Source organism: Streptococcus sp. FSL W8-0197 (genome assembly GCF_037963785.1).
Classification (GTDB): Bacteria; Bacillota; Bacilli; order Lactobacillales; family Streptococcaceae; genus Streptococcus; species Streptococcus oralis_CQ.
In genome coordinates this window covers 1,466,159-1,492,132 of record NZ_CP150168.1, presented here as the reverse complement: position 1 = coordinate 1,492,132, position 25,974 = coordinate 1,466,159, and the positions used below count along the sequence as shown (strand labels likewise).

The following is a 25,974-nucleotide window of genomic DNA, read 5'->3' as shown; positions in this document are numbered from 1 at the left end:
AGCTAAGACATGAGGAAATATGCAAAGAAACGTGAAGTATCTTCCTACAGTAAAAATACTCGAAAGCACATAGAATAAGGCTTTACGAGCATTTAAGAAAATATAAAAAGATAATTAGAAATTTATACTTTGTTTAGGAGAAAAAGAATGAAAGAAATAGCCTTCGATGCATTTTACCAGCTTTATCAAAATGAGCAACTTTCTCTAGTGGACGTGAGAGAAGCAGAAGAGTTCGAAACGCTTCATTTAGAAGGTGCTCAGAACCTACCACTTAGTCAATTGGCTGATACTTATGATCAGTTGGATAAGGACCTCTTGCATTATGTCATTTGCAAATCTGGGATGAGGTCAGCGCGTGCTTGTCAATTTCTAGCTGAACAGGGTTATGATATTATCAATGTCCAAGGTGGAATGACGGCCTTTGAAAATCTTTAAACCTATATGGCGATAGATCCTGATCTTCCCTTGCTCGGTTCCAACTGAGTGAGGGATTTTGTTTTTAGATAATTCTTATTTTTAAAAATATTGAAAACATTCAATGATTAATTTTGGATACTTTTTTCAGAGTCTTAATCATGGTATACTAGGTCAGTATTTTAGAAATATGAAGGAGATTTTTATGGCTAAAAAAGGTGCCCTAACAGGCTTGCTCCTGTTTGGAATATTTTTTGGTGCGGGGAACTTGATCTTTCCGCCTTCTCTAGGTGCCCTATCTGGAGAACAGTTTCTTCCTGCCATCGCAGGTTTTGTCTTTTCAGGTGTCGGTATTGCCGTCTTGACACTTATTATTGGAACGCTAAACCCGAAAGGATACATTCACGAGATTTCTAAGAAAATCTCACCTTGGTTTGCGACGCTTTATCTTGCAGTCCTCTATCTATCAATTGGCCCCTTCTTTGCCATTCCGCGTACAGCAACAACAGCTTACGAAGTTGGGATTAGCCCCCTCTTATCCGAAGCAAACAAAGGTCTAGGATTGATTGTCTTTACCGTGCTTTACTTTGCAGCGGCTTATTTAATCTCGCTCAATCCATCAAAAATCTTGGATCGAATCGGACGTGTTTTAACGCCAGTCTTTGCTTTGTTGATCGTTATCTTGGTTGTACTAGGTGCCTTCAAATATGGTGGAACAAGCCCTCAAGTGGCTTCAGCTGCTTATCAAGCTTCTGCCTTTGGTACAGGATTCCTAGAAGGTTATAATACCTTAGATGCCCTTGCCTCAGTGGCTTTTAGTGTGATTGCTGTTCAAACCTTGAAACAACTTGGATTCTCCAGTAAGAAAGAGTACATTTCAACTATTTGGGTGGTTGGTATCGTTGTAGCTCTTGCCTTTAGCGCTCTTTATATTGGTTTAGGATTCCTTGGAAATCATTTCCCAGTACCGGCAGAAGCGATGAAGGGTGGAACACCAGGTGTTTATATCTTGTCACAAGCAACTCAGGAAATCTTTGGTTCAACAGCTCAACTCTTCCTTGCTGTTATGGTAACTGTAACCTGCTTCACAACGACAGTTGGCTTGATTGTGTCTACAGCAGAGTTCTTTAACGAACGTTTCCCACAAATCAGCTACAAGGTCTATGCAACTGCCTTTACCTTGATTGGATTTGCTATTGCAAATCTTGGACTTGATGCAATCATTAAGTATTCAGTGCCAGTACTGGTAATATTGTACCCAATCACCATCGCCATTGTGATGATTGTGATTGTTAATAAGTTTGTCGCCCTATCAAAACCGGGCATGCAGTTAACTATTGGGCTTGTTACAGCTATTGCTCTTGCAAGCGTCCTTGGAAGTTCCTTTAAGATTGAGTTTCTAGAAAATCTGATTAATGCCCTTCCGTTTGCGTCAGCCTCTCTTCCATGGCTAGTGCCAGCTATTATCGGAATCTTGCTTTCATTGGTTCTACCAAACAAACAAGAGAGTGACGTTTTTGAGATGGAATAAAAAAACCTTGGCATAAGCCGAGGTTTTTTATTTTTGTAAAAGACACTTAGTTAGTTTTTTCAGTATATCCAAGATCTTTTAACATTTTCTTAGAAGCAGTAAAGCTAACATAGTTACCTACGCCTGAGTATTCTTCTGGTAAGGCTTTTCTAAGTTCGTCAATACTTGCGACTGTGAAGTCGACTTCAGCATCTTGAACGACCTTCCCATCTTTGATTTTGATGCTATGAGTAACACCTTTGAGGCCTTGATATCCTTTATAAGTTTTTTCAACAAATGCTTTAAGAGTTTCAGCAGTAGTATCAAGAGCCTCTGGATCATAGACATTATGACCTGATTGTTTCAATACTTTGTCTCCCTCCACAGTGTAGGTTAAAGTAGAATTAAAGCCAGTACGAGTATCATTTACAAAGGTCACAGTTTTTACTTCAGATTTGTTTTCTGTAGCTTGCTGGCTAGTAGATTCTACCTGAGTAGTTTCACTTTTTGCTGAGCTAGTTGATGAGGTTGTTGATTGTTTTGAACATCCCAATAAGATAGCTAATGGTAGAGCTATACAAAGAGTCATTTTAAAATATTTGTTCATGTCTTTTCCTTTCATAATCAAAGTATTTTGTATTATAACATGATTCTACTACAAAATCAACTAGACCTCCCCTCTCATCTGACTTGACATGACAATGAACAGAAACTAGTCTGACGATTAAAGTTTTGTCTCGATCTAATTCAAATAACTTTTATCCTATGGCTTTATAAGGGTGTGAAGTTTTAAATGCACTTTTTATGGGATTGGGAGGAATCTATTGGACTCATCGGTTAGGGATGTAATAAAATACCCCAAGAGTTAGAGTTGTGTCTAACTTTTGGGGTGGACCTACACTAGTCTATATGAAATTTTAGGAGATTAGTTCGTCTTTTCTGTGAACCCCATTTTTTCCAGTGCTTTTTTAGAGTTTGAGAAACTCACACGATTACCGATACCAGAATATTCTTCAGGAAGTGCTTTTCTAAGTTCGCTAATGCTTGCAACTGAGAAGTCAACTTCTAGATCTTGAACAACTTTTCCATCTTTGATTTCAATCGTTTGTTTAACACCTTTGAGTCCATTATAACCTTTGTACTTTTCTTCAATAAAACTCTTGACATCTTCTGGAGTTGCACCAAGGATTTCAGGATCAGCAATGTTATTAGCTGATTGCTTGATAACATTGTCCCCCTCTACAGTATAAACCAAGGTAGAAGTGATTCCAGAATTATTTTTGTTTACAAAGGTATGTGTCTTAGTTGTTTCCTTCTTTTCAGATGATTGTTGGCTGCTTTGTTTGCTCTCACTTGACTGAGTTGTTGTGTCTTCTTTGGTACTGCTGTTGGTAGGTGTTGATGCTTGTTTGGAACATCCGAGCAGGAGGACAAGTGAAGCCACAAGGGCTAGTGATACTTTAAAGTATGATTTCATATTTTTTACTTTCCTTTCATAATCAAAGTATTCGTATTATAACATGGATCGATAGTGAAAGCAACTAAACACAGTTTTTCTCCTTTTGATAAGGAGTCTGACTAGAAAAATGTTATAATGGTAGGAAAGAGGTGAAGAAATGAATCAGACTATAAACTATATCAAAGAACTAACCGCTATTGCATCCCCAACGGGTTTTACTCGTGAGATTTCAGACTACCTAGTCCATACTTTAGAAGAGCTTGGTTACAAGCTTGTTCGCACATCTAAGGGTGGTGTCAATGTAACAATCAAAGGTCAAAATGACGAACAACATCGCTATGTAACTGCCCATGTAGACACACTTGGAGCCATTGTGCGTGCAGTCAAGCCAGATGGTCGTCTCAAATTGGACCGTATCGGTGGTTTTCCTTGGAACATGATTGAAGGTGAGAATTGTACCGTTCATGTGGCTAGTACAGGTAAAACGGTATCTGGAACGATCCTCATCCACCAGACATCTTGCCATGTCTACAAAGATGCAGGAACTGCTGAACGCACTCAGGACAATATGGAAGTGCGTTTGGACGCAAAAGTAACCAATGAAAAAGAAACGCGCGCCTTGGGCATCGAGGTCGGTGATTTTATCAGCTTTGACCCACGAACTATCGTGACAGAGACTGGTTTTATCAAGTCACGTCACTTGGACGACAAAGTCAGCGCAGCGATTTTGCTCAATCTTCTTCGTATTTACAAGGAAGAGGGGATTGCATTGCCAGTAACAACTCATTTTGCTTTTTCAGTCTTTGAAGAAGTGGGTCACGGTGCAAACTCCAATATTCCAAGTCAGGTAGTAGAATATCTGGCTGTAGATATGGGAGCTATGGGCGATGACCAGCAGACGGATGAGTATACAGTGTCTATCTGTGTCAAGGACGCTTCAGGTCCCTATCACTACGACTTCCGTCAACATTTAGTGGCTTTGGCAAAGGAGCAAGATATTCCATTTAAGCTCGACATTTATCCATTTTACGGCTCGGATGCTTCCGCAGCTATGTCAGCAGGAGCCGAGGTCAAGCATGCCCTCCTTGGAGCTGGTATCGAGTCCAGTCACTCTTACGAACGAACACACATTGATTCAGTAGTGGCGACTGAGCGTATGGTAGACGCCTATCTCAAGAGTGCATTGGTGGACTAATATGTGCTTGATTTGTCAAAGAATTGAATGGATCAAGGCAGGGGAAAATCCCTACTTTGTAAAAGAACTAGAAACAGGCTATGTTGTTATTGGAGACCACCAATACTTTAAGGGCTATACCTTATTTCTGGCAAAAGAGCATGTTACAGAACTCCACCATATGGAGACTTCTGTAAAACTTCGTTTTCTAGAGGAAATGAGTTTGGTCCAAGAAGCTGTTGCCAAAACGTTTAAAGCTGAAAAGATGAACATTGAACTTCTAGGAAATGGAGATGCCCACGCTCATTGGCATCTTTTTCCGAGAAGAACAGGTGATATGAAAGGTTATGGTCTTAATGGTCGTGGTCCAGTCTGGTGGGTGCCATGGGAAGAAATGGCGGCAGAAGATTGCCAAGTGAAATCCCATGAGTTGGAACAAATGATTAAAGCCTTATCCGATGAATTAGAGAAGCACTTGGTCTAAGAGAGGAAGAAAAAATGAAAAAAAGATACATTGTTTTATCTGGTTTGCTGGCAGTAACCCTAGCAGCATGTTCTCAAGAAAAACCTAAAAATGAAGAAAACACTCAAAAAACGGAACAAACTAGTCAACCTGAAGGAACTGTAGGGAGCAAATCTCAAGCCTCTAGTCAGAAGAAAGCAGAAGTTGTCAATAAGGGAGACTACTATAGTATTCAAGGGAAGTACGATGAAATCGTCATAGCTAATAAGCACTATCCTTTGTCAAAAGACTATAATCCAGGAGAAAATCCAACAGCTAAAGCAGAGTTGGTCAAACTCATTGCAGCAATGCAAGCAGCTGGCTACCCAATCAGCGATCACTACAGTGGTTTTAGAAGTTATGAAACCCAAACCAAACTTTATCAAGACTATGTGAATCAAGATGGGAAGGAAGCTGCAGATCGCTATTCAGCACGCCCAGGTTATAGTGAACACCAAACGGGTCTTGCTTTTGATTTGATTGGTACTAATGGAGAATTGGTAACAGAGGAGAAGGCAGCCCAGTGGCTCTTAGATCATGCGGCTGACTATGGCTTTGTTGTTCGCTATCTCAAAGGCAAGGAAAAAGAGACTGGCTACATGGCAGAAGAATGGCATCTTCGCTACGTTGGAAAAGAAGCCAAAGAAATTGCTGCAAGTGGTCTCAGTTTGGAAGAGTACTATGGCTTTGAAGGCGGAGATTACGTCGATTAAAAAAGTAATTTTTCTCTTGCATTTTTAGATAAATAGTGTATAATGGAAAGGTATGTGTAAAGCATACTTGTGGGAGGTAAAAATCTTACATTACCGCCAAAACCACAAAGGAGGATTTAAAAATGGCTAAAAAAGTCGAAAAACTTGTAAAATTGCAAATCCCTGCTGGTAAAGCTACACCAGCTCCACCAGTTGGACCTGCTCTTGGTCAAGCTGGTATCAACATCATGGGATTCACAAAAGAGTTCAACGCTCGTACAGCTGACCAAGCTGGTATGATCATTCCAGTTGTTATCTCAGTATACGAAGACAAATCATTTACTTTCGTTACAAAAACACCACCAGCTGCTGTTCTTTTGAAAAAAGCTGCAGGTGTTGAAAAAGGATCAGGTACACCTAACAAAACTAAAGTTGCTACAGTTACTCGTGCACAAGTACAAGAAATTGCAGAAACTAAGATGCCAGATTTGAACGCAGCAAACATTGAGTCTGCAATGCGTATGATCGAAGGTACTGCTCGTTCTATGGGATTCACTGTTGTTGACTAATCAATAACACAGTAGAAAATCTCACAGCAGTCTATTAGTTACTTTTCATACTAGGTAAGTGACTGATGCTTGTACTTGGGTACGGCAAAGGAACTTAAGGAAGTAGGAAAAGAATATTAATAGATTGAAAACCCGCAAGACTTCATCATTTCGAGAAGTGACGTGGGAGATGAAAATCGATTGAACCACTTACAAGGAGAATAGAAAATGGCTAAAAAAAGCAAACAACTTCGTGCTGCTCTTGAGAAAATCGACAGCACAAAAGCATACAGTGTAGAAGAGGCTGTAGCACTTGCAAAAGAAACTAACTTTGCAAAATTTGACGCAACTGTAGAAGTTGCTTACAACTTGAACATCGACGTTAAAAAAGCTGACCAACAAATCCGTGGCGCAATGGTATTGCCAAACGGTACTGGTAAAACTTCACGCGTTCTTGTTTTTGCACGTGGTGCAAAAGCTGAAGAAGCAAAAGCTGCTGGTGCAGACTTTGTTGGTGAAGATGACCTTGTTGCGAAAATCAACGACGGTTGGTTGGACTTCGACGTAGTTATCGCTACACCTGACATGATGGCTCTTGTTGGACGTCTTGGACGTGTCCTTGGACCACGTAACTTGATGCCAAACCCTAAGACTGGTACTGTAACAATGGATGTTGCTAAAGCAGTTGAAGAGTCTAAAGGTGGTAAAATTACTTACCGTGCTGACCGTGCAGGTAACGTTCAAGCAATCATCGGTAAAGTATCATTTGAAGCTGAAAAATTGGTTGAAAACTTCAAAGCTTTCAACGAAACAATCCAAAAAGCAAAACCAGCTACAGCTAAAGGAACTTACGTAACAAACTTGACAATCACAACTACTCAAGGTGTTGGTATCAAGGTTGACGTAAACTCACTTTAATCAGTAGTTTATATCAGAGAACGAGTACGAATGTGCTCGTTTTTTTGATGATAAGTTCATTCCAGGGGAAATAACTCTATTAATAGCCTGATGGGGCAATAGAATAGTGCTTTTCCTCTTCTTCTTTCACAGAAAATGTGGTATAATAGAGAGTAAAAAACTTTGAAAGAAAGAAAAAGATGAATTTAAAAGATTATATCGCAACGATTGAAAATTATCCCAAGGAAGGCATCACATTCCGTGATATCAGCCCATTGATGGCAGATGGCAATGCCTATAGCTATGCTGTTCGTGAAATCGTTCAGTATGCAACTGACAAGAAAATCGACATGATCGTGGGTCCAGAGGCTCGCGGATTTATTGTTGGCTGCCCAGTTGCTTTTGAGTTGGGGATTGGCTTTGCACCTGTTCGTAAACCAGGGAAATTACCACGTGAAGTCATTTCAGCTGACTATGAAAAAGAGTACGGTATTGATACCTTGACTATGCACGCTGATGCCATCAAACCAGGTCAACGCGTTCTCATCGTAGATGACCTCTTGGCGACAGGTGGAACTGTCAAGGCAACCATTGAAATGATCGAAAGACTTGGTGGAGTTGTAGCCGGTTGTGCGTTCTTGATTGAACTTGATGAACTTAAAGGCCGCGAAAAAATCGGTGATTACGATTACAAGGTACTTATGCATTATTAATGAAAAACAGTCCTTGGGGCTGTTTTCTCTTCATCTGCTATATAAACAAACTATAGCTAGTTAGAGAAAAACTATAATTGAAAACTATATCTTCTTGCAGTATAATAAAAGGACTAAGTGTTTGAGATTTGACTTCAAACACATTCAATTATTTCTAAAAGAGTACAGTTAGGAGGATATTATGCCGATTCGGATTGAAAAAAAATTACCTGCTGTTGAGATTCTAAGGACAGAGAATATCTTTGTCATGGATGATCAACGGGCTGCTCACCAAGATATTCGACCTTTGAAGATTTTGATTCTAAATCTGATGCCTCAAAAGATTGTGACAGAAACACAACTCTTGCGGCATTTGGCCAATACGCCTCTTCAGTTAGATATCGATTTCTTGTATATGGAAACGCATCGTTCAAAGACGACTCGTGCCGAACATATGGAGACCTTCTATAAGACCTTCTCAGAAGTTAAGAATGACTTTTTTGATGGAATGATCATCACGGGAGCTCCAGTGGAGCACTTACCTTTTGAGGAGGTGGACTACTGGGAGGAGTTTAAACAGGTCATCGAATGGTCCAAGACGCATGTTTTTTCTACCCTGCATATCTGTTGGGGTGCCCAAGCAGGTCTTTATGCTCGCTATGGAGTTGAAAAATACCAGATGGAGCAGAAGCTGTCAGGTATTTACCCGCAGGATACCTTGAAAGAGGGCCATCTACTCTTTCGTGGGTTTGATGATAGCTATGTAGCTCCCCATTCTCGTCATACAGAAATCTATAAGGAAGAGATATTGGGAAAAACCAATCTGGAAATCCTCTCTGAGGGAGAACAAGTCGGTGTTTCTATTTTAGCTAGTCGGGATCTTCGTGAGATTTATAGTTTTGGTCATTTAGAATATGACCGTGATACTCTAGCAAAAGAGTATTTTCGTGATTGTGAGGCAGGACTTAATCCTCATATTCCAGAAAATTACTTCAAAAATGATGATGTGAATGAGACACCGTGTCTCTGTTGGTCTTCATCAGCTGCCCTCTTTTTCAGTAACTGGGTTAATTATGCTGTTTATCAGGAAACTCCTTTTGACTGGAAAAAGGTAGAGGACGATGCAGCTTCATTTGGATATTTATAAGAGGAATTATGACATATTTTGACGCTTTTAAATCAGGGAACTTGGTTTTGCCAAGTGCCCTGCTCTTGCATTTTAAGGAACTCTTTCCTTCCAGCGAAGATTTTCTCGTCTGGCAATTTTTCTATTTACAAAATACCACAGCCCTAGGAGATGTTTCGCCTAGCCAGATTGCTGAAATCATTGGGAAAGAAGTGGCAGATGTCAACCAATCTATTTCGAATTTGACTGAAAATGGGTTACTACAATATCGAACCATTGAACTAAACGGGGAAATTGAGCTGATTTTTGATGCTAGTTTGGCTTTTGAACGCTTGGATAGCTTGTTGGATAGCCAAACTCTAGCTACAACTGCTCCAAACCCGCAGAATCAGTTGAAGGATCTGGTTGAAACTTTTCAGCAGGAATTGGGACGCTTATTAACACCATTTGAAATCGAGGATCTTTCCAAGACGGTCAAAGAAGACGGAGTTAAGGCGGATTTGATTAAGGAAGCTCTCCGAGAGGCCGTCCTCAATGGGAAGCCAAACTGGAAATATATTCAGGCAATCTTACGAAACTGGCGCCACGAAGGCATTCAGTCTGTTGCCCAAGTAGAGGCCAAACGAGCAGAGCGAGAAGCGAACAATCCCAAACAAGTTCAGGCTTCGGATGATTTCCTTGATGCCATGAATTTGTGGCAAAATTAGTCGCTTGAAAAATTTTGAAAATTAGAGTAAGGTTTGCAAGCTCCTTATAAATATGATAGAATAATAGTGAATAAAATGAAAAAAGAGGTATGTGAAATGTCACGTAAACCATTTATCGCTGGTAACTGGAAAATGAACAAAAATCCAGAAGAAGCAAAAGCATTTGTTGAAGCCGTTGCCTCAAAACTTCCTTCATCAGACCTTGTTGAAGCAGGTATCGCAGCTCCTGCGGTTGATTTGACAGCTGTTCTTGCTGCTGCTAAAGGATCAAACCTTAAAGTTGCTGCTCAAAACTGCTACTTTGAAAATGCAGGTGCGTTCACTGGTGAAACAAGCCCACAAGTTTTGAAAGAAATCGGTACTGACTACGTTGTTATCGGTCACTCAGAACGTCGTGACTACTTCCATGAAACTGACGAAGACATCAACAAAAAAGCAAAAGCAATCTTTGCAAACGGTATGCTTCCAATCATCTGTTGTGGTGAGTCACTTGAAACTTACGAAGCTGGTAAAGCTGCTGAATTCGTAGGTGCTCAAGTATCTGCTGCTTTGGCTGGATTGACAGCTGAACAAGTTGCTGCATCAGTTATCGCTTATGAGCCAATCTGGGCTATCGGTACTGGTAAATCAGCTTCACAAGATGATGCACAAAAAATGTGTAAAGTTGTTCGTGACGTTGTAGCTGCTGACTTTGGTCAAGAAGTTGCTGACAAAGTTCGTGTTCAATACGGTGGTTCTGTTAAACCTGAAAACGTTGCTTCATACATGGCTTGCCCAGACGTTGACGGTGCCCTTGTTGGCGGTGCGTCACTTGAAGCTGAAAGCTTTTTGGCATTGCTTGACTTTGTAAAATAATCTAAGTTATTTCAGACAGTCTTCTAAGACTGTCTTTTTTTTAAAGACTGTATATTTTTCTTAAATTATCAGTCTATTACAACTTTTTTAATATGGGTTAATTTTCTTGCTTTTGTCTACTAGGTGTAGTATACTGAGGTAGTAATCAATAAATATGGTTACAAAAATAATATTATGAGGTGAAAAAAATGGTTGAATTGAAAAAAGATGCATTAAAAGACGTAACAACATTATCTAAGACAGCGCCAGTAGCATTGGTAAAAACAAAGGAAGTATTGAACCAAGCAGTAGCGGACTTGTATGTGGCTCACATTGCCCTTCACCAAGTACACTGGTATATGCGTGGTCGTGGTTTCCTCGTATGGCATCCAAAAATGGATGAATACATGGACAGCCTTGATGGTTATCTTGACGAAATCAGCGAACGTTTAATTACCCTTGGTGGCAAACCTTACTCAACTTTGACAGAATTCCTTCAACACAGTGAAATCGAAGAAGAAGAAGGAGAATTCCGTAACGTTGAAGAAAGCTTGGAACGTGTTCTAGCTATTTATCGCTACCTCATCAGTCTTTTCCAAAAGGCTTTGGATGTGACTGACGAAGAAGGCGATGATGTTACAAACGATATCTTTGTTGGTGCTAAGGCTGAACTTGAGAAAACAGTTTGGATGCTTACAGCAGAACTTGGACAAGCTCCTGGTCTGTAAGATATAGTTGCTACCCCTTTTATCATGAGGTGCTTGATAAGTACCCATGAACAATCATCTTTTAAAAGTCATGTAACTGTAAAAAGTTGCATGATTTTTTGTTTGCTGGACTTAGGATACATTGTCAAATGTAGGATTTTACGGTATAATAGTTGCTGTTCAATAACATATGAATTTTAAAGAATAATTGTTAGTTTTAGGAGGACTTATGAACAACTTACCAAATTGCCCAAAATGCAATTCAGAATATGTCTACGAAGACGGAAGTCTCTTAGTCTGCCCAGAGTGTGCCTATGAGTGGAATCCTGCAGAAGTTGCAGAAGTAGAAGAAGGTGTTGTTGCTATCGATGCCAATGGAAATAAATTGGCTGACGGCGATACTGTAACCCTTATCAAGGACTTGAAAGTAAAAGGTGCGCCAAAGGATTTGAAACAAGGAACTCGCGTTAAAAATATCCGTATCGTAGAAGGTGACCACAACATCGACTGTAAGATTGATGGTTTTGGAGCCATGAAACTCAAGTCAGAATTTGTTAAGAAAATCTAGCCATGAAACTGAACTACAAATTTATCTTTTATAGTCGTGTACTTTTGTTCTTAGCGGCATTTACAGGAGTTTATTTGGAGATTACCAAGCACGGTGGCTTTGGAATGCTCCTTTACTACACAGTGTTGTCTAATCTTTTAGTAACGATTTTCACGGGCTATCTGCTCCGTGTGATGAGCCGTTCAGCTGAAAATTGGCAAAGTCCGACCTTGCTTCGTCTCAAGGGTGGCGTTACCATGAGTATCATGATTACCTGTGTGATTTACCATTTTATGCTTGCTCCGATCGCGACAGACTTTTACCGTGTGGAAAATTTCCTTTGCCACTATATCGTTCCACTCTGGTTTTTAGCCGACACCCTCTTCTTTGATAAACAGGGTCGATACAAGATCTGGGATCCAGTCTTGTGGACCATCTTGCCCTTGGTTTATATGATTTTTGCCTTGTTTAACGGCCTGGTCTTAAAACTCAATATTCCGAATTCCAAGGACAATCCCTTCCCTTATTTCTTTTTAAATGTGAACAAGGGTTGGGACGTGGTTATCAAATGGTGTTTGATCATTTTTACGGCTTATATGGTTGCAGGCTTCATCTTCTATCTGATCAAGCAAATCAAGCGAAAATAGTCTTCCTATGAGGAAAGTTAGGACGGAGTCTCTAGTTCAATCGGGCTCCTTCTTTTCTTGCCATCTTCCTTTTAAAAGGATCAACAGTGAGAAATATATAGAAAGAAAATCCATGAAACAATATTTAGAACGGGCTAGTATTTTGGCCCTCTCCCTCGTTTTGATTACCTCCTTTTCCATCTCAAGTGCTCTGCCAGCCATGTTTGACTATTATCAAGGCTACCCCAAAGAACAAATCGAGCTCCTGGTCAGTCTCCCTTCTTTTGGAATCATGATTATGCTGGTTTTAAATGGTTTTTTGGAGCGTTTGCTTCCTGAGCGACTTCAGATTAGTCTGGGACTTCTCATCCTCTCTATCGGTGGAACAGCTCCCTTCTGGTATCAGGATTATAACTTTGTCTTTGCGATGCGGATTTTATTTGGCTTGGGTGTTGGGATGATCAATGCCAAGGCTATTTCTATCATCAGCGAACGCTATCATGGAAAGACACGGATTCAGATGTTGGGTCTTCGCGGATCAGCAGAAGTTGTCGGAGCATCGATTTTGACTCTAGTCGTCGGTCAACTCTTATCCTTGGGATGGACAGTGACCTTCTTGGCCTACAGTGCGGGATTTTTAGTATTGATCCTTTATCTGCTCTTTGTCCCTTATGGGAAAGAGAAGAAAGAAACAAAGAAAAAAGAGACCGAAACGACTCGTTTGACAGGACAGATGAAAGGCTTGATTTTTCTATTGGCTGTCGAAGCAGCAGTTGTTGTCTGCACCAATACAGCTATCACCATTCGTATTCCTAGTCTGATGGTGGAAAGAGGTCTAGGGGATGCCCAGTTATCGAGTTTGGTTTTAAGTATCATGCAGTTGATTGGTATCTTGGCAGGTGTGAGTTTTTCTTTCTTTATCTCTCTGTTTAAAGAAAGGTTGCTCCTTTGGTCAGGTATCACCTTTGGATTGGGGCAAATTGTGATTGCCTTGTCTCCGTCATTGGGTGTGATGGTAGTTGGAAGTGTTGTGGCAGGTTTTTCTTACAGTGTGGCCTTGACCACTGTCTTTCAGCTTCTTTCTGAAAGAATACCAGCTAAGCTCCTTAATCAGGCAACATCTTTTGCAGTGCTAGGATGCAGTTTTGGAGCCTTTACGACACCTTTCATTCTTGGGGCGATTGGCTTGGTGACTCAAAACGGTATGTTGGTCTTCACCATTTTAGGATGTTGGTTGATTGTCACTTCTATCTTTGTTATGTACGCACTTCAAAAGAGAGCTTAGGATTAATTTCCTAAGTTTTTCTTTCTGGGAATTTTGTACCCAGACAATTATTGGTTTTTAAACTTGTTTACACTTTTATTTCCTGATAAAATAGAAGTTATGACAAGATATAAAGCAATCATTTCCTATGATGGTTATGGCTTTGCCGGTTTTCAGCGCCAGCCTCATGCGAGGAGCGTTCAAGAGGAAATTGAGAAAACCTTAACGAGACTCAATAAGGGGCAAGCCATCACTGTTCACGGTGCTGGTAGGACGGATAGTGGGGTTCATGCTCTTGGTCAGGTCATTCATTTTGACCTGCCCTATCAGATGGATGAGGAAAAACTCCGTTTTGCTCTGGATACCCAGTCTCCAGAAGATATTGGTGTGATTTCGATTGAGATTATGGCGGATGATTTTCATTGTCGTTATGCCAAGCATAGCAAGACCTATGAGTTTATAGTAGATAGGGGGCGTCCTAAAAATCCGATGCGCCGTCACTATGCTACTCACTTTCCCTATCCCCTCGATGTGGAGCGGATGCAGGAGGCTGTCAAGAAATTAGAAGGAACCCACGATTTTACCGGTTTTACAGCATCTGGGACTAGTGTAGAGGACAAGGTTCGGACCATTACAGAAGCCAGTCTTAGTGTTGATGAGACAGGGCAGTTTTTGACCTTTAGCTTTTCAGGGAATGGTTTCTTGTATAAGCAGATTCGCAATATGGTGGGAACGCTGCTCAAAATCGGAAACAACCGCATGCCAGTTGAGCAGATTGACTTGATTTTGGAGAAGAAGGACAGGCAGCTAGCAGGTCCAACGGCTGCACCGAATGGCTTGTATTTAAAGGAGATTCGTTATGAAGAATAATCGTATTTTAGCCCTTTCTGGGAATGATATTTTTAGTGGCGGTGGATTGTCAGCTGATTTGGCTACCTATACCTTAAATGGTTTGCATGGCTTTGTAGCAGTGACTTGTTTGACGGCCTTGACCGAAAAGGGCTTTGAAGTCTTTCCAACTGACGATGCCATTTTTCAACATGAATTGGATAGCTTACGTGATGTCGAGTTTGCAGGAATTAAGATTGGCCTTCTTCCTACTGTCAGTGTGGCTGAGAAGGCCTTGGACTTTATCAAGCAACGTCCAGGAGTGCCTGTGGTATTGGACCCCGTTTTGGTCTGCAAGGAAACGCACGATGTAGCTGTTAGTGAACTCTGTCAAGAGTTGATTCGCTTTTTCCCTCATGTCAGTGTGATTACGCCAAATCTTCCTGAAGCAGAATTATTGGCTGGTCAGGAAATTAAAACATTGGAAGACATGAAAGCTGTAGCGCAGAAATTGCATGATTTAGGAGCGCCAGCAGTTATTATCAAGGGAGGCAATCGCCTCAGTCAGGACAAGGCAGTGGATGTCTTTTATGATGGACAAACTTTCACTGTTCTAGAAAACCCAGTCATTCAAGGCCAAAATGCGGGTGCAGGATGTACCTTTGCCTCAAGCATCGCCAGTCACTTGGTTAAAGGGGATGAACTTTTACCAGCAGTAGAGAGCTCGAAAGCTTTCGTTTACCGTGCTATTGCACAAGCAGATCAATATGGAGTAAGACAATATGAAGCAAACCAAAACAACTAAAATCGCACTTGTATCTCTTCTAACCGCTCTTTCAGTAGTCCTAGGTTATTACTTGAAAATTGGAACGCCAACAGGAATGTTGACTCTCTTGGATGCAGGTATTTTCTTTACTGCCTTTTACTTTGGCAGTAAAGAAGGAGCCATCGTTGGAGGACTAGCAGGTTTTCTGATTGACCTTTTATCAGGCTTTCCACAGTGGATGTTCTTTAGCTTGGTAAACCATGGCTTGCAAGGATTTTTTGCAGGTTTTAAAGGGAAATGGCAATGGCTGGGCTTAGTCTTGGCTACAATCGTCATGGTAAGTGGCTATGCTCTAGGTTCTACCCTAATGAATGGCTGGTCCGCAGCCTTACCAGATATTCTTCCAAACTTCCTGCAAAATACCTTGGGTATGGTTGTAGGGTTTGTAGTTTTTAAGAGTGTCAAGAAGATAAAATAAAAAAGTCAGCTATAGGTAGCTTGATACTCAGCAGTCTAAATAATCTGAGTCCACTCACCTTATAAAACTTATAGCAAAATCTTAAAAGGACAGTTGATAATATACTGTCCTTTTATGTTGATATATTTTCTTTTTTTAGGATGCGCCTTATTTGGAATTTACTAAAATAGGAAAAGTTTTATAATAAATTTCCTATGAGTTTTTATTATTAGTTATCAGTCACTTTTTAAAGCAATCACCTAAATAAGGTCTATTAACTAAAACTGGTATTTTTCCTTCCGAATCTTAAAAGCAGTTTCACCACCTTCAAGAATATTCACAACTTGATTCATAACTTGTTTGTTATCAATCGATCCGATAGCATGTCCATTAATTTTGCCTTGTCCATCTTCTTCGACAAGTCCAATAATTAGTTCTGCATCACCAAAGACAGGAATGTTGGCATTATGAGTAGCAAAAATATATTGACGATTTGTTTTATTATTCCTAATTGAGGCAACTAAGCTATCTGCAATATAGGCATTATCAAGATTATCCTCAGGTTGATCAATAATTAAAGGATCCCTATTTTCGACTAATAGAATATTTAAGAGGGCTGTACACTGCTGACCTTTTGATAAATTATCCATAGATTTGAATTTATCTCCAACTTTGAGAGAAATATTAGTAATATCACCTAGAATAAGCTCTTCTAATTTCCAACATTGTTCATTAGTTAATCTACAAATTTTCTGCGAAGTGTTACTAGTTAAGTTATATTCTTTAGCCAACTCAACCGGCCCTTTTCGAATATTCTCGATAAAAGTAATCATGTCAAAATTTTTGTAATCACTAATAGATTGAATTGATTTATCGCCAATTCCTTCAATTTTTTTGAGTTCCTCCAACAAAGATTCTTTATTTTGTAGGCAATCGATTTCTATTTTAACTAATTTGCCTAGATTGGATTTATCCAGCTTTTTAATTCGTTTAGATACTGCATTAATATATTCTATATTAGCCTCTTTGCAATTCTCTAAAAGTTCTTTTCTAGCTTTCTTTAACTTCTCTAACTCTTCTTTAGTTGCTTCAATTTTCAATAGAGTAGGTTTTGAATCATTAATTTCTTTCAGCAGGCCACGATATTCTTCGAGCACTTCTTTACTATTTTTATCTTGTACTTCTGGAATGTCTTTGAATATTTTTTTGAATTTTATTTCTTCATTTTGCTTATATTTCCCCCACGACTCTTTTGTTTTTGAAACCTTTTCTTTTAGAGATGAAAATATCTTTTCTTGTTGTTTGAATATTATTTGACTTTCTCGATTATATTCATCTATAGAGTTAATGAGATTTGTTAAATCATCATTTTCTTTTCTGTCCCATTCATCAATTATTGATTCTATTACAATCTCATTATCTGTAATTTCATGATCACAGATAGCATCAGATAGTATAGATATTTTAGAGTCTATAGCGGTAATTTTAGTTATAGGAGCAATCTTTTCCTCTAACCCTGTTATAGAATTATAGTGTCTTAATTGTGATTGTTTCGCAGGTAAATCACTAGTATCTTTTTCTAATTTTTCTAGATTATTTGAAACTCTTAGAAGCTCCCGTGTATTTTCATTAAGAGATTCATATGCTTTTTTTCTTTTGTTAAGTATCTTTGAATCTATACAAATTAATCTTTTGACCGATTCGGTAATTCTTTTTTTGGATTTTATAACTTCAATTAATTCGTTTTGAGCATACACTTCTAAATTAGGCAATATTTCATCAATAGATAAATCAGATATTTCTCCGTTTTCATTTCTAATAGTAATATTTTGTTTATATCTCCTGCTAATATTAAATTGCTGTCCATTTTGCGAGTATGAAGTAATCGTTAACTTAACTTCGCCACCAGTTCCAAGATTCGACTCAGCAAAGGAGTCTATGTATTTTTCAAATTCTTTTGTGTAATGATATTTATCTAAACAATAAATAATTAGATTTATTAATGTAGATTTACCAGTTCCTCTACCTCCTATTATAGTAGAAACTTCATCAGAAAATGCAACAGCTAAGCCATCTAGGTATCCCCCAGATATAGAAATTTCGTCAATAGTGCTCTTATAGCACTTTTTTTCAGTACTGTTTAATTTTATCCTAGATTCCGAATCTTTAAATGCCATTTTAAATGCTTGAAAAGATAATTCTGACATTTTAACAAGTACACTAGCCACAGGCTTAGACAAATCTTCAGGCGATTCTATATCTGATGAGTTGATATATGCAATAGGTTTATTTCGTTTATAATTTGTATCCGTATTTTGAATTATATTTTTATAATTTGGGTCAATATTTTCTACGCTATTCGGAATTTGTGCAACAGAAAGAAGTTCATTTTTCCATATATGATTCATTTTCCCAATTTTAAGTATGCCATTGTCACCTGTAATATGGGCTGCATACCAGAAACCATCATTATCTTGAACTTTTTTAGCAATTTCTAAACATGAAAGATTGCTAGATTCAGTTCCATTTTTAATATCTGTAGGCAAGCCTAGTTGACCTAAAATCCTATTTAGTCTTGAATTATCGAATTCAGGTGAGAATAAACAAACCATATGAATTTTTTCAGCCGAAGAAATTTCAAACCCTGGTAAAGTTAAAATACCATTTTCAGACAGATAGGTTCGAAGGCTTGTAGAAGAGTCGATACTACCATGGTCTGCAAGGCCAACTACTTTTATTCCATTTTTTAAACACTCCTCAAGTATCTTTTTGTTATACTCTTCTTCATCAATAATAGTTTTTCCTCTAAACTTTGAATAAGAATATGGGTTTACTTGCAATGCGCATTTATAATATCTTGCATAATGTCTTTCCATAATATTTACCTGACCTTTGAATGTTAGTTTGAACTATCGCGATTTATTTTAAAAGCTCACGCAAAAAGTTATTTTTAAGCATATTCAAATTAAAAACATTTTGAATGTGTTCAAATGCTTCGGAGAGTGGTAAGTGAGCAGTTTTCCAACCTTGTCCATCTGTCACCCAGATAAACTCAATGTCATCTTTTGATTCTTTACTAAACTGATTAAGTTTAGTAAATTCACCAGCAACCGCTTTAAGTTTACTTCCACTGTCACCATAGTAGTTCGTTTCAATGAGCCAAACTTTATGACGTTCCCTAGAATAAACAGCTACATCAAAGTGCCGTTCTGATTTATCTACTAGCACCTCAATACCCCAATTTGATTTAATAAATGAGGCAGTTGCTTGAGCTTTCCATTCAAGTCCTTGTTTTTGAGCTATTTTTGCAACGTGTCGTTCTAAGATACCTTCCATTATTGTGCTACTACGATTTTTACGAGCGTTACTATCCAAACCAGCCTCTACACCATAAACATAATCAACTAAAGAACGGTTTACTTTAATTTGGAGAAAATCTAATAAACCAGATTGTTCCGCAAAAACAACATAATCCACAATTTGAGCTGACTTTTTGCTTGTCTCTAAGTTTAATCAAAATAAAGCAAATCTTTGCTGGTGCTTGTAAAGAGGTCAAAGCCATCCTTGGTAACAACACCGCAATCTTCGATACGAACACCGACTTTACCAGGGATATAGATACCTGGTTCAACAGAGAAGCACATGCCTTCTTCGATGACCATGTCGTTTCCTTCCATGATAGAAGGGAATTCGTGGACATCCATACCGATACCGTGACCGAGACGGTGGTTGAAGTACTCACCATAACCAGCTTTTTCAATGACTTCACGGGCAGCGCGGTCAACTTCATGTGCAGTCACACCTGGCTTGATAAAGTCAAGGGCAGCTTGTTGGGCTTCAAGGGTCAAGTTGTAAATGTCTTTCTTGAATTGGTCAGGCTTACCGACAGCGACCGTACGAGTCATATCTGAGGCGTAGCCATTAACCATGACACCGAGGTCAAAGAGGAGAAGGGCGTCCTTTTCAACTTTGTTTGCACCAGGAATTCCGTGTGGATTTGCAGCGTTATCGCCAGTCAAGACCATGGTATCAAAGCTCATTTCATAGCCTTCACGTTTCATGGCAAAGTCGATTTGCGCAATGATATCTGTCTCAGTCTTATCAAGAGAAATGTTGTCAAAACCAACTTTTACAGCCTTATCAGCATAGAGACCAGCAACCATCATTTTTTGAACTTCATCAGCTGACTTGATGAGGCGCATGCGTTGGATGCGAGGAGTGAGATTTTCAAATTCAGCAGTTTCAAAGACCGTTTTCAAACCATGGTATTTGGTTAAGATGAGATTGTCAAACTCAACAGCGACACGTTTGAAGTCAAGTTGAGGCAAAGCGTTTTTGATTTTTTGCCATGGATTTTCAGAATCCACATAGCCCACTACTGGGAAGGAAACAGTGCTGCTTGCACGCTCCACTTCAAGGGCTGGGACAAAGAGGAGAGGTTCCCGGTCCGCTAGGACAAAGAGGAACATTTGGCGTTCATGGGGATCACTGTAAAAGCCAGTGAGGTAATTGATAGTGACGGGGTCAGATACGACAGCGACGTCTAGTTTTTCTGATTCAAGATATGTTAGGATTTGTTGTAATTTAGACATATGCTACCTTCTTTCTACCCCTCTATTTTGGCAAAAAATGAGAGAAAATGCAAGGGAGAAGGGTAAAAGAACAGGCAAAAAGAACTCCGACAAGATAGGGGAGTTCTTTGATATAGTTTTTCTTGGTTTAAGAAAAGTCAGCCTTGCTTTTGACGTCGCTGTATTCTTCAGCGATTTCTTGACTGAGAATATCCTCATAGGCAGGGAGTTGGATGTCCTGACCGTATTTTTTTCGGAGGGCAGTAGTGACTAGGCGATAAGCCAAATTGGCATTACGAGAAAGGATAGGTCCGTGGAAGTAGGAACCAAAGACATTCTTATAATGAACTCCTTCGCCGACCTTTTCTTCGTTGTTTCCATTTCCATAGACCACCTGTCCCAGTGGTTTTTGGTCGTCTGAGAGGAAGGTACGACCCTGGTGATTTTCAAATCCATAGTAGGTTTCATTGAAATCTTCATTGTGAATCTTGATGTCACCGATAAAACGGTTATTGGTCTGGTTGAGGGTATAGTGGCCCATGACACCTAGACCTTCGATGCGTCTTCCGGAAGCTTCAATATAGTATTGCCCCAATAGTTGGAAGCCACCACAGATGGCTAGAACCACACCATCGTTTTGGATGTAGTTGTCAATGCTCTCTTTTTTAGCAGGTAAGTCGCCAGCGATAATACTCTGTTCAAAGTCTTGGCCACCACCGAAAAAGGCGATATCGTAGTGGTTTTCATCAAAGGCATCATGGAGAGAAACGATGTCAACCGTCACATGAGCTCCAAGTTTTTCAGCCACATACTTGAGCAAGAGGATGTTTCCATTGTCCCCGTAGGTATTCATGAGGTTTCCGTAGAGGTGGGCGATGTTGAGCTGATAAGGGTAGTTGCCAGCTTTTGAGGAAATTGAAGTATAAACCATTAGTTCATCTCCTTTCTAACAATCTGACGACTAGCCAGCAGTTCGCGGAATTCCAGCATAGCAGTATAAGTAGCCAGGATATAGGCATGTTTGCAGTCCTGGTTCTCAATGGTCTTGAGAACTTGCTCCAGATTGCTTGTTTCAGTGATTTTATCAGCTGGGTATCCTGTCACCCGTAGACGACGCGCGATTTCAGAATGACGAACACCGCCAGCATTGATTTCAGGGATATCCATGTCAGTGATTTGTTCAAAGTCCGCATCCCAGATCCAGCTAGTGTCAATTCCATCTGCATAGTTGGCATTGAGGAGGACAGAAAGGCTAAATGGATAAGGCGCTAGTTTAATCATCTCGATAGCCTGAGTTGCACCGACTGGATTCTTGATGAGGACAAGGGTACATTCCTTGTCACCGATATGGAAGGTTTCCTGACGACCAAAGACTGCACGACTCTTGTCAAATCCTTGTTTGATCCGTTGCGAATCAGCGCCGAGGAATCGAGCAATGGCAACCGCAGCAAGGGCATTGTAGATGTTGTAAAGTCCACCGATTTGGATGCCGTATTCTTGTCCGTCAATGATAAAACGAGAGCGATTGTTGGTCAATTCAACCAAGTCTGTCAGACGGTAGTCCAATTCAGGACGTTTGCAGCCACAATTTTCACAGATATAGGCACCCAAATTGGCATAGGTATTGTGTTCGTATTTGAGGATACCTTGGCAGTCAGGACAGAGGATTCCTTCGGTATTGTAATGAGCTAGTTGGGCTGGTCCTTTTTCCAAGTCAAAACCAAAATACTGTACAGGATTTGGAATAGATGGCTTGTAGAAAAGCGGACTGTCACCATTGAGGAGAACTGTAGCCGTAGGCACCTTACGGATTGCATCCAAAATCATGTTATAAGTCGTGTAAATCTCACCATAGCGGTCCATCTGGTCACGGAAAATATTAGTGATGACAAAAAGGCTAGGATGGATGTAATCACAGATACGAGATAGACTGGCCTCGTCAATTTCGAGGACGGCAATATTTTTTCCAGTTTTAGAGGATTTGGCCGTCAAGAAGGTTGTCGTAATCCCTGTAATCATATTGGCACCGCTTGGATTGGTAAGAACCTGACCATAAATCTCTTTTAAGATGCCGACAGTGAGGGCAGTTGTCAGGGTTTTCCCGTTGGTTCCAGTGACCACGACAATCTCGTAGTTTTTAGCTAGGTTTTGTAAAATATCTTTATCAAAGTGAAGGGCAAGTTTTCCTGGGAGCGTACTTCCACGACCAAGACGGTTCAAGATGAAGTGAGAAGAACGCCCAGCTAGAAGGCCTAAAGTAGTTTTTAATTTCATGTTTCTATTATATCATAAAAGAAAGAAAAGACAGATTTGAGATTTCGCATAAACAAAAACAGCCCGATGAGGGCTGTTAGCTAAAAAATCAGTCTCAACTTAAATCGCAAACAAGTCATTCAAGTTCTCAGCCAAGGTTGGGTGAGTGAAGATTTGTTTTGTGAAGTAAGTGTAAGGAATCTTGTTGTCCATGGCAACAGTGATGATGTTGATGATTTCTTGAGAGCCTTCTGAGAAGATAGTTGCACCGAGAATTTCTTTTGTTTCAGTATTGACAACAGCTTTGAAGGCTCCGCGAAGGTCGCCATTTACGTGACCACGAGGCATTGCTGCAACAGGAATTTCCTTGACAGCGTATGGAAGTTTCAAATCAGCTGCTTGGCTTTCTGTCAAACCAACTTGAGAAAGTGCAGGTGTGATGAACATGGTGTTTGGTACATTGAGCCGGTCTTCGAGTGTGTAGCTGCCATCTCCAGCAAGATAGCTGTAGACAACACGGAAGTCATCAAGTGAAATGTAGGTAAATTGAGGTCCACCATTGACGTCTCCAACTGCAAAGACACCAGAAACGTTTGTTTGACAATGTTTGTCGACTTTGATAGCACCACGCTCTGTTAGTTCAATATCAGTATTCTCAAGTTGAAGTGGTTCTACGTTTGGCTTACGTCCAGTTGCGTAGAGAAGGGCATCGAAACGGTAGGTTTCGTTTTCAGTTACGACGAGCACTTGATCACCGTCGTTTTTGATTTCAGTAGTACGGATGTTTTGAAGCAATTCAATGCCGTCTTCTTCCATGTATTGTTTAGCAAGTGCTGCGATGGAAGGTTCTGCACGAGGAAGGAATGTGTCCAAGGCATCTAGAACTGTGACCTTGCTACCAAGTTTGTTGTAGAGTCCTGCAAATTCAAGACCGATGTTTCCACCTCCAAGTACTCCAAGTTTTTCAGGCAATTTGTCCAAGTTTTGGATACCTGTTGAGTCAAAGACATTCTTACTTGTAGCAAGTCCAGGAATAGGTAAGACGTTTGAAACAGCGCCAGTGTTGATGACAATTGTTTCAGCAGTCAGTTCTTGTTTTTCATCACCTGCTTGGATTTCGATGACTTTATTTGAAAGGAAGTGTGCTTCCGCATCAAAGATATCTACGCCTGTACCAGCAACAGTTGCATAGTTTTTACCATTGAGGCGACCAGTGATAGTATTTTTGGTAGCAATGACTTTTTCAAAAGACAAATCTTTCTCAGCAGCAACTAACAAGGTTTTAGTTGGGATACATCCGATATTGATACAAGTTCCGCCATACATAGCTTTACTACGTTCAACGAGGGCAACTTTTTTGCCAGCTGAAGCCAATTTACCAGCTAGTGTTTTACCAGCCTTACCAAATCCAATAACAATTAAATCGTATGTTAACATTTTTTAATCCTCCTGTTTGATTTCATTCTAGCACAAGAAAAAAACTTTTGCACAATTCCGCTACGGAGAAACGAATCATATAAGGCTGTATTTATATTTGTGGAAAATCGTTTACATGATTTTCCTTAAGGATTCTACTATCTTTTGCCCCGCTCTTGTGTTATACTAGATAGGTTGCAAAGAAACTAGTACTTTTCTTTCGTGGAAAAGAAGCAACACGGTATCTCTTTTTTGTAGAAGATACGTCATGAAAAGAAAAGTATAAACTAAAGCCCTATAGGGTGGCTTCGCACCACCTTTAGAAAGAAGAATAACGTGAAATTTAATGAATTTAACTTGTCTGCTGAATTGCTAGCAGAGATTGAAAAAGCTGGATTTGTAGAAGCCAGTCCCATCCAAGAACAGACCATTCCATTGGCTCTCGAAGGAAAAGACGTTATCGGTCAAGCTCAGACTGGTACAGGGAAAACCGCAGCCTTTGGCTTGCCAACCCTTGAAAAAATCCGTACAGAAGAAGCGACCATCCAAGCCTTGGTTATCGCTCCAACTCGTGAACTCGCTGTCCAAAGCCAAGAAGAACTCTTCCGCTTTGGCCGTAGCAAAGGAGTGAAAGTTCGCTCAGTTTACGGTGGTTCCAGCATTGAAAAACAAATCAAGGCCCTTAAATCTGGTGCCCACATCGTGGTAGGAACACCAGGCCGTCTCTTGGACTTGATTAAACGCAAGGCCTTGAAATTACAAGATATTGAAACCCTGATCCTTGACGAAGCGGACGAAATGCTCAACATGGGCTTCCTTGAAGACATTGAAGCCATCATTTCCCGTGTCCCTGAAAATCGTCAAACCTTGCTCTTTTCAGCAACCATGCCAGATGCTATCAAACGTATCGGTGTTCAGTTTATGAAAGACCCTGAGCATGTCAAGATTGCTGCCAAGGAATTGACAACAGAGCTGGTGGATCAGTACTATATCCGTGTCAAGGAACAAGAGAAATTTGATACTATGACACGTCTCATGGATGTGGAACAACCAGAACTTGCTATCGTATTTGGTCGTACCAAACGCCGTGTAGATGAATTGACTCGTGGACTTAAAATTCGTGGCTTCCGTGCTGAAGGGATTCATGGTGATTTGGACCAAAATAAACGTCTTCGTGTCCTTCGTGATTTTAAAAATGGGAATCTTGATGTTCTAGTTGCGACTGACGTGGCAGCACGTGGTTTGGATATCTCAGGTGTGACCCATGTCTACAACTACGATATTCCACAAGATCCTGAAAGTTATGTTCACCGTATCGGCCGTACAGGTCGTGCTGGTAAGTCAGGTCAATCTATTACCTTTGTTTCTCCAAATGAAATGGGCTACCTTCAAATCATCGAAAACTTGACTAAGAAGCGCATGAAAGGCTTGAAACCAGCAACAGCAGAAGAAGCCTTCCAAGCTAAGAAACAAGTAGCTCTCAAGAAAATCGAACGAGACTTCGCAGACGAAGCAATTCGTGGGAACTTTGAGAAATTTGCTAAAGATGCTCGTAAGTTAGCTGCAGAATTTAGTCCAGAAGAATTGGCTATGTATATCTTGAGCCTGACAGTCCAAGATCCAGACAGCCTTCCTGAAGTGGAGATTGCGCGTGAAAAACCACTGCCATTTAAACCATCAGGTAATGGCTTTGGTGGCAAAGGTAAGGGAGGTCGTGGAGGCCGTCGTGGGGACGACCGTCGAGACCGTGATCGCCGTGGTAATGGTCGCCGTGATGATTTCAAAAAAGGCAGTCGTGGGAACGATCGTTTTGATAAAGACAGACGTTACCGTAATAAAGACAATAAAAAACCTCGCAACACTTCAAGCGAAAAGAAGACAGGCTTTGTTATTCGTAACAAAGGAGACAAATAGAAAAAAGCGATTCACACTGTGAATCGCTTTTATATATAAGGAGACCGATAGTAAAAGAAGATGGTGATAG

General features: G+C 40.1%; 26 protein-coding genes and 1 pseudogene. 19 read left to right on the top strand and 8 right to left on the bottom strand.

What is annotated here, in order from left to right:
- The first annotated feature begins 147 nt into the window (after nt 1-147).
- Both NYE79_RS07495 and brnQ read left to right on the top strand, forming a co-directional pair.
- Nucleotides 148-435, top strand: coding sequence for a rhodanese-like domain-containing protein (locus NYE79_RS07495; RefSeq protein ID WP_303431147.1), 288 nt, complete (start codon nt 148-150; stop codon nt 433-435).
- A 184-nt stretch (nt 436-619) separates the two neighbouring features.
- Nucleotides 620-1,945: a branched-chain amino acid transport system II carrier protein gene (gene brnQ, locus NYE79_RS07490; RefSeq protein WP_339293665.1), complete on the top strand. Its 1,326-nt coding sequence runs from the start codon at nt 620-622 to the stop codon at nt 1,943-1,945.
- Between the two features lie 46 nt (nt 1,946-1,991).
- On the opposite strand, the gene NYE79_RS07485 is transcribed toward brnQ, so the two are convergent.
- Together NYE79_RS07485 and NYE79_RS07480 are read right to left on the bottom strand one after the other, a co-directional pair.
- On the bottom strand, nt 1,992-2,531 hold the full coding sequence (locus NYE79_RS07485) for a DUF1307 domain-containing protein (RefSeq protein ID WP_125441411.1): 540 nt from the start codon (nt 2,529-2,531) through the stop codon (nt 1,992-1,994).
- Between the two features lie 318 nt (nt 2,532-2,849).
- Nucleotides 2,850-3,401: a DUF1307 domain-containing protein gene (locus tag NYE79_RS07480; RefSeq protein ID WP_049505244.1), complete on the bottom strand. Its 552-nt coding sequence runs from the start codon at nt 3,399-3,401 to the stop codon at nt 2,850-2,852.
- 139 nt (nt 3,402-3,540) lie between these two features.
- Between NYE79_RS07480 and NYE79_RS07475 the strand changes: the two genes are divergently transcribed.
- The 16 genes from NYE79_RS07475 to NYE79_RS07400 all read left to right on the top strand — a co-directional run bounded on the left by NYE79_RS07475 (nt 3,541) and on the right by NYE79_RS07400 (nt 15,771).
- Nucleotides 3,541-4,578, top strand: coding sequence for a M42 family metallopeptidase (locus NYE79_RS07475; protein WP_001076926.1), 1,038 nt, complete (start codon nt 3,541-3,543; stop codon nt 4,576-4,578).
- Between the two features lies 1 nt (nt 4,579).
- The gene (locus NYE79_RS07470; protein WP_000335633.1) at nt 4,580-5,041 is read left to right on the top strand and encodes an HIT family protein; all 462 of its coding nucleotides are present in this window, start codon (nt 4,580-4,582) and stop codon (nt 5,039-5,041) included.
- Nucleotides 5,042-5,055: 14 nt separating this feature from the next.
- A complete protein-coding gene (ldcB, locus tag NYE79_RS07465; protein WP_000747741.1) occupies nt 5,056-5,772 on the top strand; it encodes an LD-carboxypeptidase LdcB/DacB in 717 nt (238 codons plus the stop codon).
- A 122-nt stretch (nt 5,773-5,894) separates the two neighbouring features.
- Nucleotides 5,895-6,320 (top strand): 50S ribosomal protein L11, encoded by a 426-nt coding sequence (gene rplK, locus NYE79_RS07460; RefSeq protein ID WP_001085808.1) that lies wholly within the window; start codon nt 5,895-5,897, stop codon nt 6,318-6,320.
- 207 nt (nt 6,321-6,527) lie between these two features.
- On the top strand, nt 6,528-7,217 hold the full coding sequence (rplA, locus tag NYE79_RS07455) for a 50S ribosomal protein L1 (protein WP_001085675.1): 690 nt from the start codon (nt 6,528-6,530) through the stop codon (nt 7,215-7,217).
- A 179-nt stretch (nt 7,218-7,396) separates the two neighbouring features.
- Nucleotides 7,397-7,909, top strand: coding sequence for an adenine phosphoribosyltransferase (locus NYE79_RS07450; RefSeq protein ID WP_001049316.1), 513 nt, complete (start codon nt 7,397-7,399; stop codon nt 7,907-7,909).
- Nucleotides 7,910-8,090: 181 nt separating this feature from the next.
- On the top strand, nt 8,091-9,035 hold the full coding sequence (metA, locus tag NYE79_RS07445) for a homoserine O-succinyltransferase (protein WP_339293664.1): 945 nt from the start codon (nt 8,091-8,093) through the stop codon (nt 9,033-9,035).
- An 8-nt stretch (nt 9,036-9,043) separates the two neighbouring features.
- Nucleotides 9,044-9,721 (top strand): DnaD domain-containing protein, encoded by a 678-nt coding sequence (locus NYE79_RS07440; RefSeq protein ID WP_084944385.1) that lies wholly within the window; start codon nt 9,044-9,046, stop codon nt 9,719-9,721.
- 96 nt (nt 9,722-9,817) lie between these two features.
- Nucleotides 9,818-10,576 (top strand): triose-phosphate isomerase, encoded by a 759-nt coding sequence (gene tpiA, locus NYE79_RS07435; RefSeq protein WP_000087899.1) that lies wholly within the window; start codon nt 9,818-9,820, stop codon nt 10,574-10,576.
- A 188-nt stretch (nt 10,577-10,764) separates the two neighbouring features.
- Nucleotides 10,765-11,283, top strand: coding sequence for a Dps family protein (locus NYE79_RS07430; protein WP_084944386.1), 519 nt, complete (start codon nt 10,765-10,767; stop codon nt 11,281-11,283).
- A gap of 208 nt (nt 11,284-11,491) precedes the next feature.
- Complete coding sequence (locus tag NYE79_RS07425; RefSeq protein WP_001061600.1) at nt 11,492-11,830, top strand: zinc ribbon domain-containing protein YjdM; 339 nt, start codon at nt 11,492-11,494, stop codon at nt 11,828-11,830.
- Nucleotides 11,831-11,832: 2 nt separating this feature from the next.
- Nucleotides 11,833-12,456 (top strand): Pr6Pr family membrane protein, encoded by a 624-nt coding sequence (locus NYE79_RS07420; RefSeq protein ID WP_339293663.1) that lies wholly within the window; start codon nt 11,833-11,835, stop codon nt 12,454-12,456.
- Nucleotides 12,457-12,568: 112 nt separating this feature from the next.
- Nucleotides 12,569-13,720, top strand: coding sequence for an MFS transporter (locus NYE79_RS07415; protein WP_254735867.1), 1,152 nt, complete (start codon nt 12,569-12,571; stop codon nt 13,718-13,720).
- A gap of 99 nt (nt 13,721-13,819) precedes the next feature.
- Nucleotides 13,820-14,569, top strand: coding sequence for a tRNA pseudouridine(38-40) synthase TruA (gene truA / locus NYE79_RS07410; RefSeq protein ID WP_084944388.1), 750 nt, complete (start codon nt 13,820-13,822; stop codon nt 14,567-14,569).
- Complete coding sequence (locus NYE79_RS07405) at nt 14,559-15,332, top strand: bifunctional hydroxymethylpyrimidine kinase/phosphomethylpyrimidine kinase (RefSeq protein WP_000794752.1); 774 nt, start codon at nt 14,559-14,561, stop codon at nt 15,330-15,332. Before truA ends, NYE79_RS07405 begins: the two co-directional genes overlap by 11 nt.
- Nucleotides 15,310-15,771, top strand: a complete 462-nt coding sequence (locus tag NYE79_RS07400; RefSeq protein WP_084944389.1) for an ECF transporter S component — start codon at nt 15,310-15,312, stop codon at nt 15,769-15,771. Before NYE79_RS07405 ends, NYE79_RS07400 begins: the two co-directional genes overlap by 23 nt.
- A gap of 257 nt (nt 15,772-16,028) precedes the next feature.
- Here the strand turns inward: NYE79_RS07400 and NYE79_RS07395 are convergent, their stop codons facing one another.
- From NYE79_RS07395 to NYE79_RS07370, 6 genes and pseudogenes are all read right to left on the bottom strand, one after another.
- Nucleotides 16,029-18,626, bottom strand: a complete 2,598-nt coding sequence (locus NYE79_RS07395; protein WP_000439558.1) for a TrlF family AAA-like ATPase — start codon at nt 18,624-18,626, stop codon at nt 16,029-16,031.
- A gap of 43 nt (nt 18,627-18,669) precedes the next feature.
- Nucleotides 18,670-19,239: pseudogene (locus tag NYE79_RS07390) on the bottom strand (DpnII family type II restriction endonuclease); the annotation flags it as partial.
- 20 nt (nt 19,240-19,259) lie between these two features.
- Nucleotides 19,260-20,342: a Xaa-Pro peptidase family protein gene (locus NYE79_RS07385; RefSeq protein ID WP_000040917.1), complete on the bottom strand. Its 1,083-nt coding sequence runs from the start codon at nt 20,340-20,342 to the stop codon at nt 19,260-19,262.
- A gap of 127 nt (nt 20,343-20,469) precedes the next feature.
- Nucleotides 20,470-21,252 carry a lipid II isoglutaminyl synthase subunit GatD gene (gene gatD, locus NYE79_RS07380; RefSeq protein WP_339293662.1) on the bottom strand — a complete coding sequence of 261 codons (783 nt, stop codon included), beginning with the start codon at nt 21,250-21,252 and terminating at the stop codon, nt 20,470-20,472.
- Nucleotides 21,252-22,595, bottom strand: coding sequence for a lipid II isoglutaminyl synthase subunit MurT (gene murT / locus NYE79_RS07375; protein ID WP_084944391.1), 1,344 nt, complete (start codon nt 22,593-22,595; stop codon nt 21,252-21,254). The genes gatD and murT overlap by 1 nt, the downstream gene beginning before the upstream one ends.
- Before the next feature lie 99 nt (nt 22,596-22,694).
- Nucleotides 22,695-24,011, bottom strand: a complete 1,317-nt coding sequence (locus tag NYE79_RS07370; RefSeq protein WP_084944392.1) for an FAD-containing oxidoreductase — start codon at nt 24,009-24,011, stop codon at nt 22,695-22,697.
- Nucleotides 24,012-24,326: 315 nt separating this feature from the next.
- Here NYE79_RS07370 and NYE79_RS07365 point away from each other — a divergent pair, with 315 nt between their 5' ends.
- Nucleotides 24,327-25,904, top strand: a complete 1,578-nt coding sequence (locus NYE79_RS07365) for a DEAD/DEAH box helicase (RefSeq protein WP_049505228.1) — start codon at nt 24,327-24,329, stop codon at nt 25,902-25,904.
- Nucleotides 25,905-25,974: the final 70 nt, after the last annotated feature.

Coding starts and splice junctions, on each gene's coding strand:
- NYE79_RS07495 (WP_303431147.1), top strand. CDS start 148: ATGAAAGAAATAGCCTTCGATGCATTTTACCAGCTTTATCAAAATGAG.
- brnQ (WP_339293665.1), top strand. CDS start 620: ATGGCTAAAAAAGGTGCCCTAACAGGCTTGCTCCTGTTTGGAATATTT.
- NYE79_RS07485 (WP_125441411.1), bottom strand. CDS start 2,531: ATGAACAAATATTTTAAAATGACTCTTTGTATAGCTCTACCATTAGCT.
- NYE79_RS07480 (WP_049505244.1), bottom strand. CDS start 3,401: ATGAAATCATACTTTAAAGTATCACTAGCCCTTGTGGCTTCACTTGTC.
- NYE79_RS07475 (WP_001076926.1), top strand. CDS start 3,541: ATGAATCAGACTATAAACTATATCAAAGAACTAACCGCTATTGCATCC.
- NYE79_RS07470 (WP_000335633.1), top strand. CDS start 4,580: ATGTGCTTGATTTGTCAAAGAATTGAATGGATCAAGGCAGGGGAAAAT.
- ldcB (WP_000747741.1), top strand. CDS start 5,056: ATGAAAAAAAGATACATTGTTTTATCTGGTTTGCTGGCAGTAACCCTA.
- rplK (WP_001085808.1), top strand. CDS start 5,895: ATGGCTAAAAAAGTCGAAAAACTTGTAAAATTGCAAATCCCTGCTGGT.
- rplA (WP_001085675.1), top strand. CDS start 6,528: ATGGCTAAAAAAAGCAAACAACTTCGTGCTGCTCTTGAGAAAATCGAC.
- NYE79_RS07450 (WP_001049316.1), top strand. CDS start 7,397: ATGAATTTAAAAGATTATATCGCAACGATTGAAAATTATCCCAAGGAA.
- metA (WP_339293664.1), top strand. CDS start 8,091: ATGCCGATTCGGATTGAAAAAAAATTACCTGCTGTTGAGATTCTAAGG.
- NYE79_RS07440 (WP_084944385.1), top strand. CDS start 9,044: ATGACATATTTTGACGCTTTTAAATCAGGGAACTTGGTTTTGCCAAGT.
- tpiA (WP_000087899.1), top strand. CDS start 9,818: ATGTCACGTAAACCATTTATCGCTGGTAACTGGAAAATGAACAAAAAT.
- NYE79_RS07430 (WP_084944386.1), top strand. CDS start 10,765: ATGGTTGAATTGAAAAAAGATGCATTAAAAGACGTAACAACATTATCT.
- NYE79_RS07425 (WP_001061600.1), top strand. CDS start 11,492: ATGAACAACTTACCAAATTGCCCAAAATGCAATTCAGAATATGTCTAC.
- NYE79_RS07420 (WP_339293663.1), top strand. CDS start 11,833: ATGAAACTGAACTACAAATTTATCTTTTATAGTCGTGTACTTTTGTTC.
- NYE79_RS07415 (WP_254735867.1), top strand. CDS start 12,569: ATGAAACAATATTTAGAACGGGCTAGTATTTTGGCCCTCTCCCTCGTT.
- truA (WP_084944388.1), top strand. CDS start 13,820: ATGACAAGATATAAAGCAATCATTTCCTATGATGGTTATGGCTTTGCC.
- NYE79_RS07405 (WP_000794752.1), top strand. CDS start 14,559: ATGAAGAATAATCGTATTTTAGCCCTTTCTGGGAATGATATTTTTAGT.
- NYE79_RS07400 (WP_084944389.1), top strand. CDS start 15,310: ATGAAGCAAACCAAAACAACTAAAATCGCACTTGTATCTCTTCTAACC.
- NYE79_RS07395 (WP_000439558.1), bottom strand. CDS start 18,626: ATGGAAAGACATTATGCAAGATATTATAAATGCGCATTGCAAGTAAAC.
- NYE79_RS07385 (WP_000040917.1), bottom strand. CDS start 20,342: ATGTCTAAATTACAACAAATCCTAACATATCTTGAATCAGAAAAACTA.
- gatD (WP_339293662.1), bottom strand. CDS start 21,252: ATGGTTTATACTTCAATTTCCTCAAAAGCTGGCAACTACCCTTATCAG.
- murT (WP_084944391.1), bottom strand. CDS start 22,595: ATGAAATTAAAAACTACTTTAGGCCTTCTAGCTGGGCGTTCTTCTCAC.
- NYE79_RS07370 (WP_084944392.1), bottom strand. CDS start 24,011: ATGTTAACATACGATTTAATTGTTATTGGATTTGGTAAGGCTGGTAAA.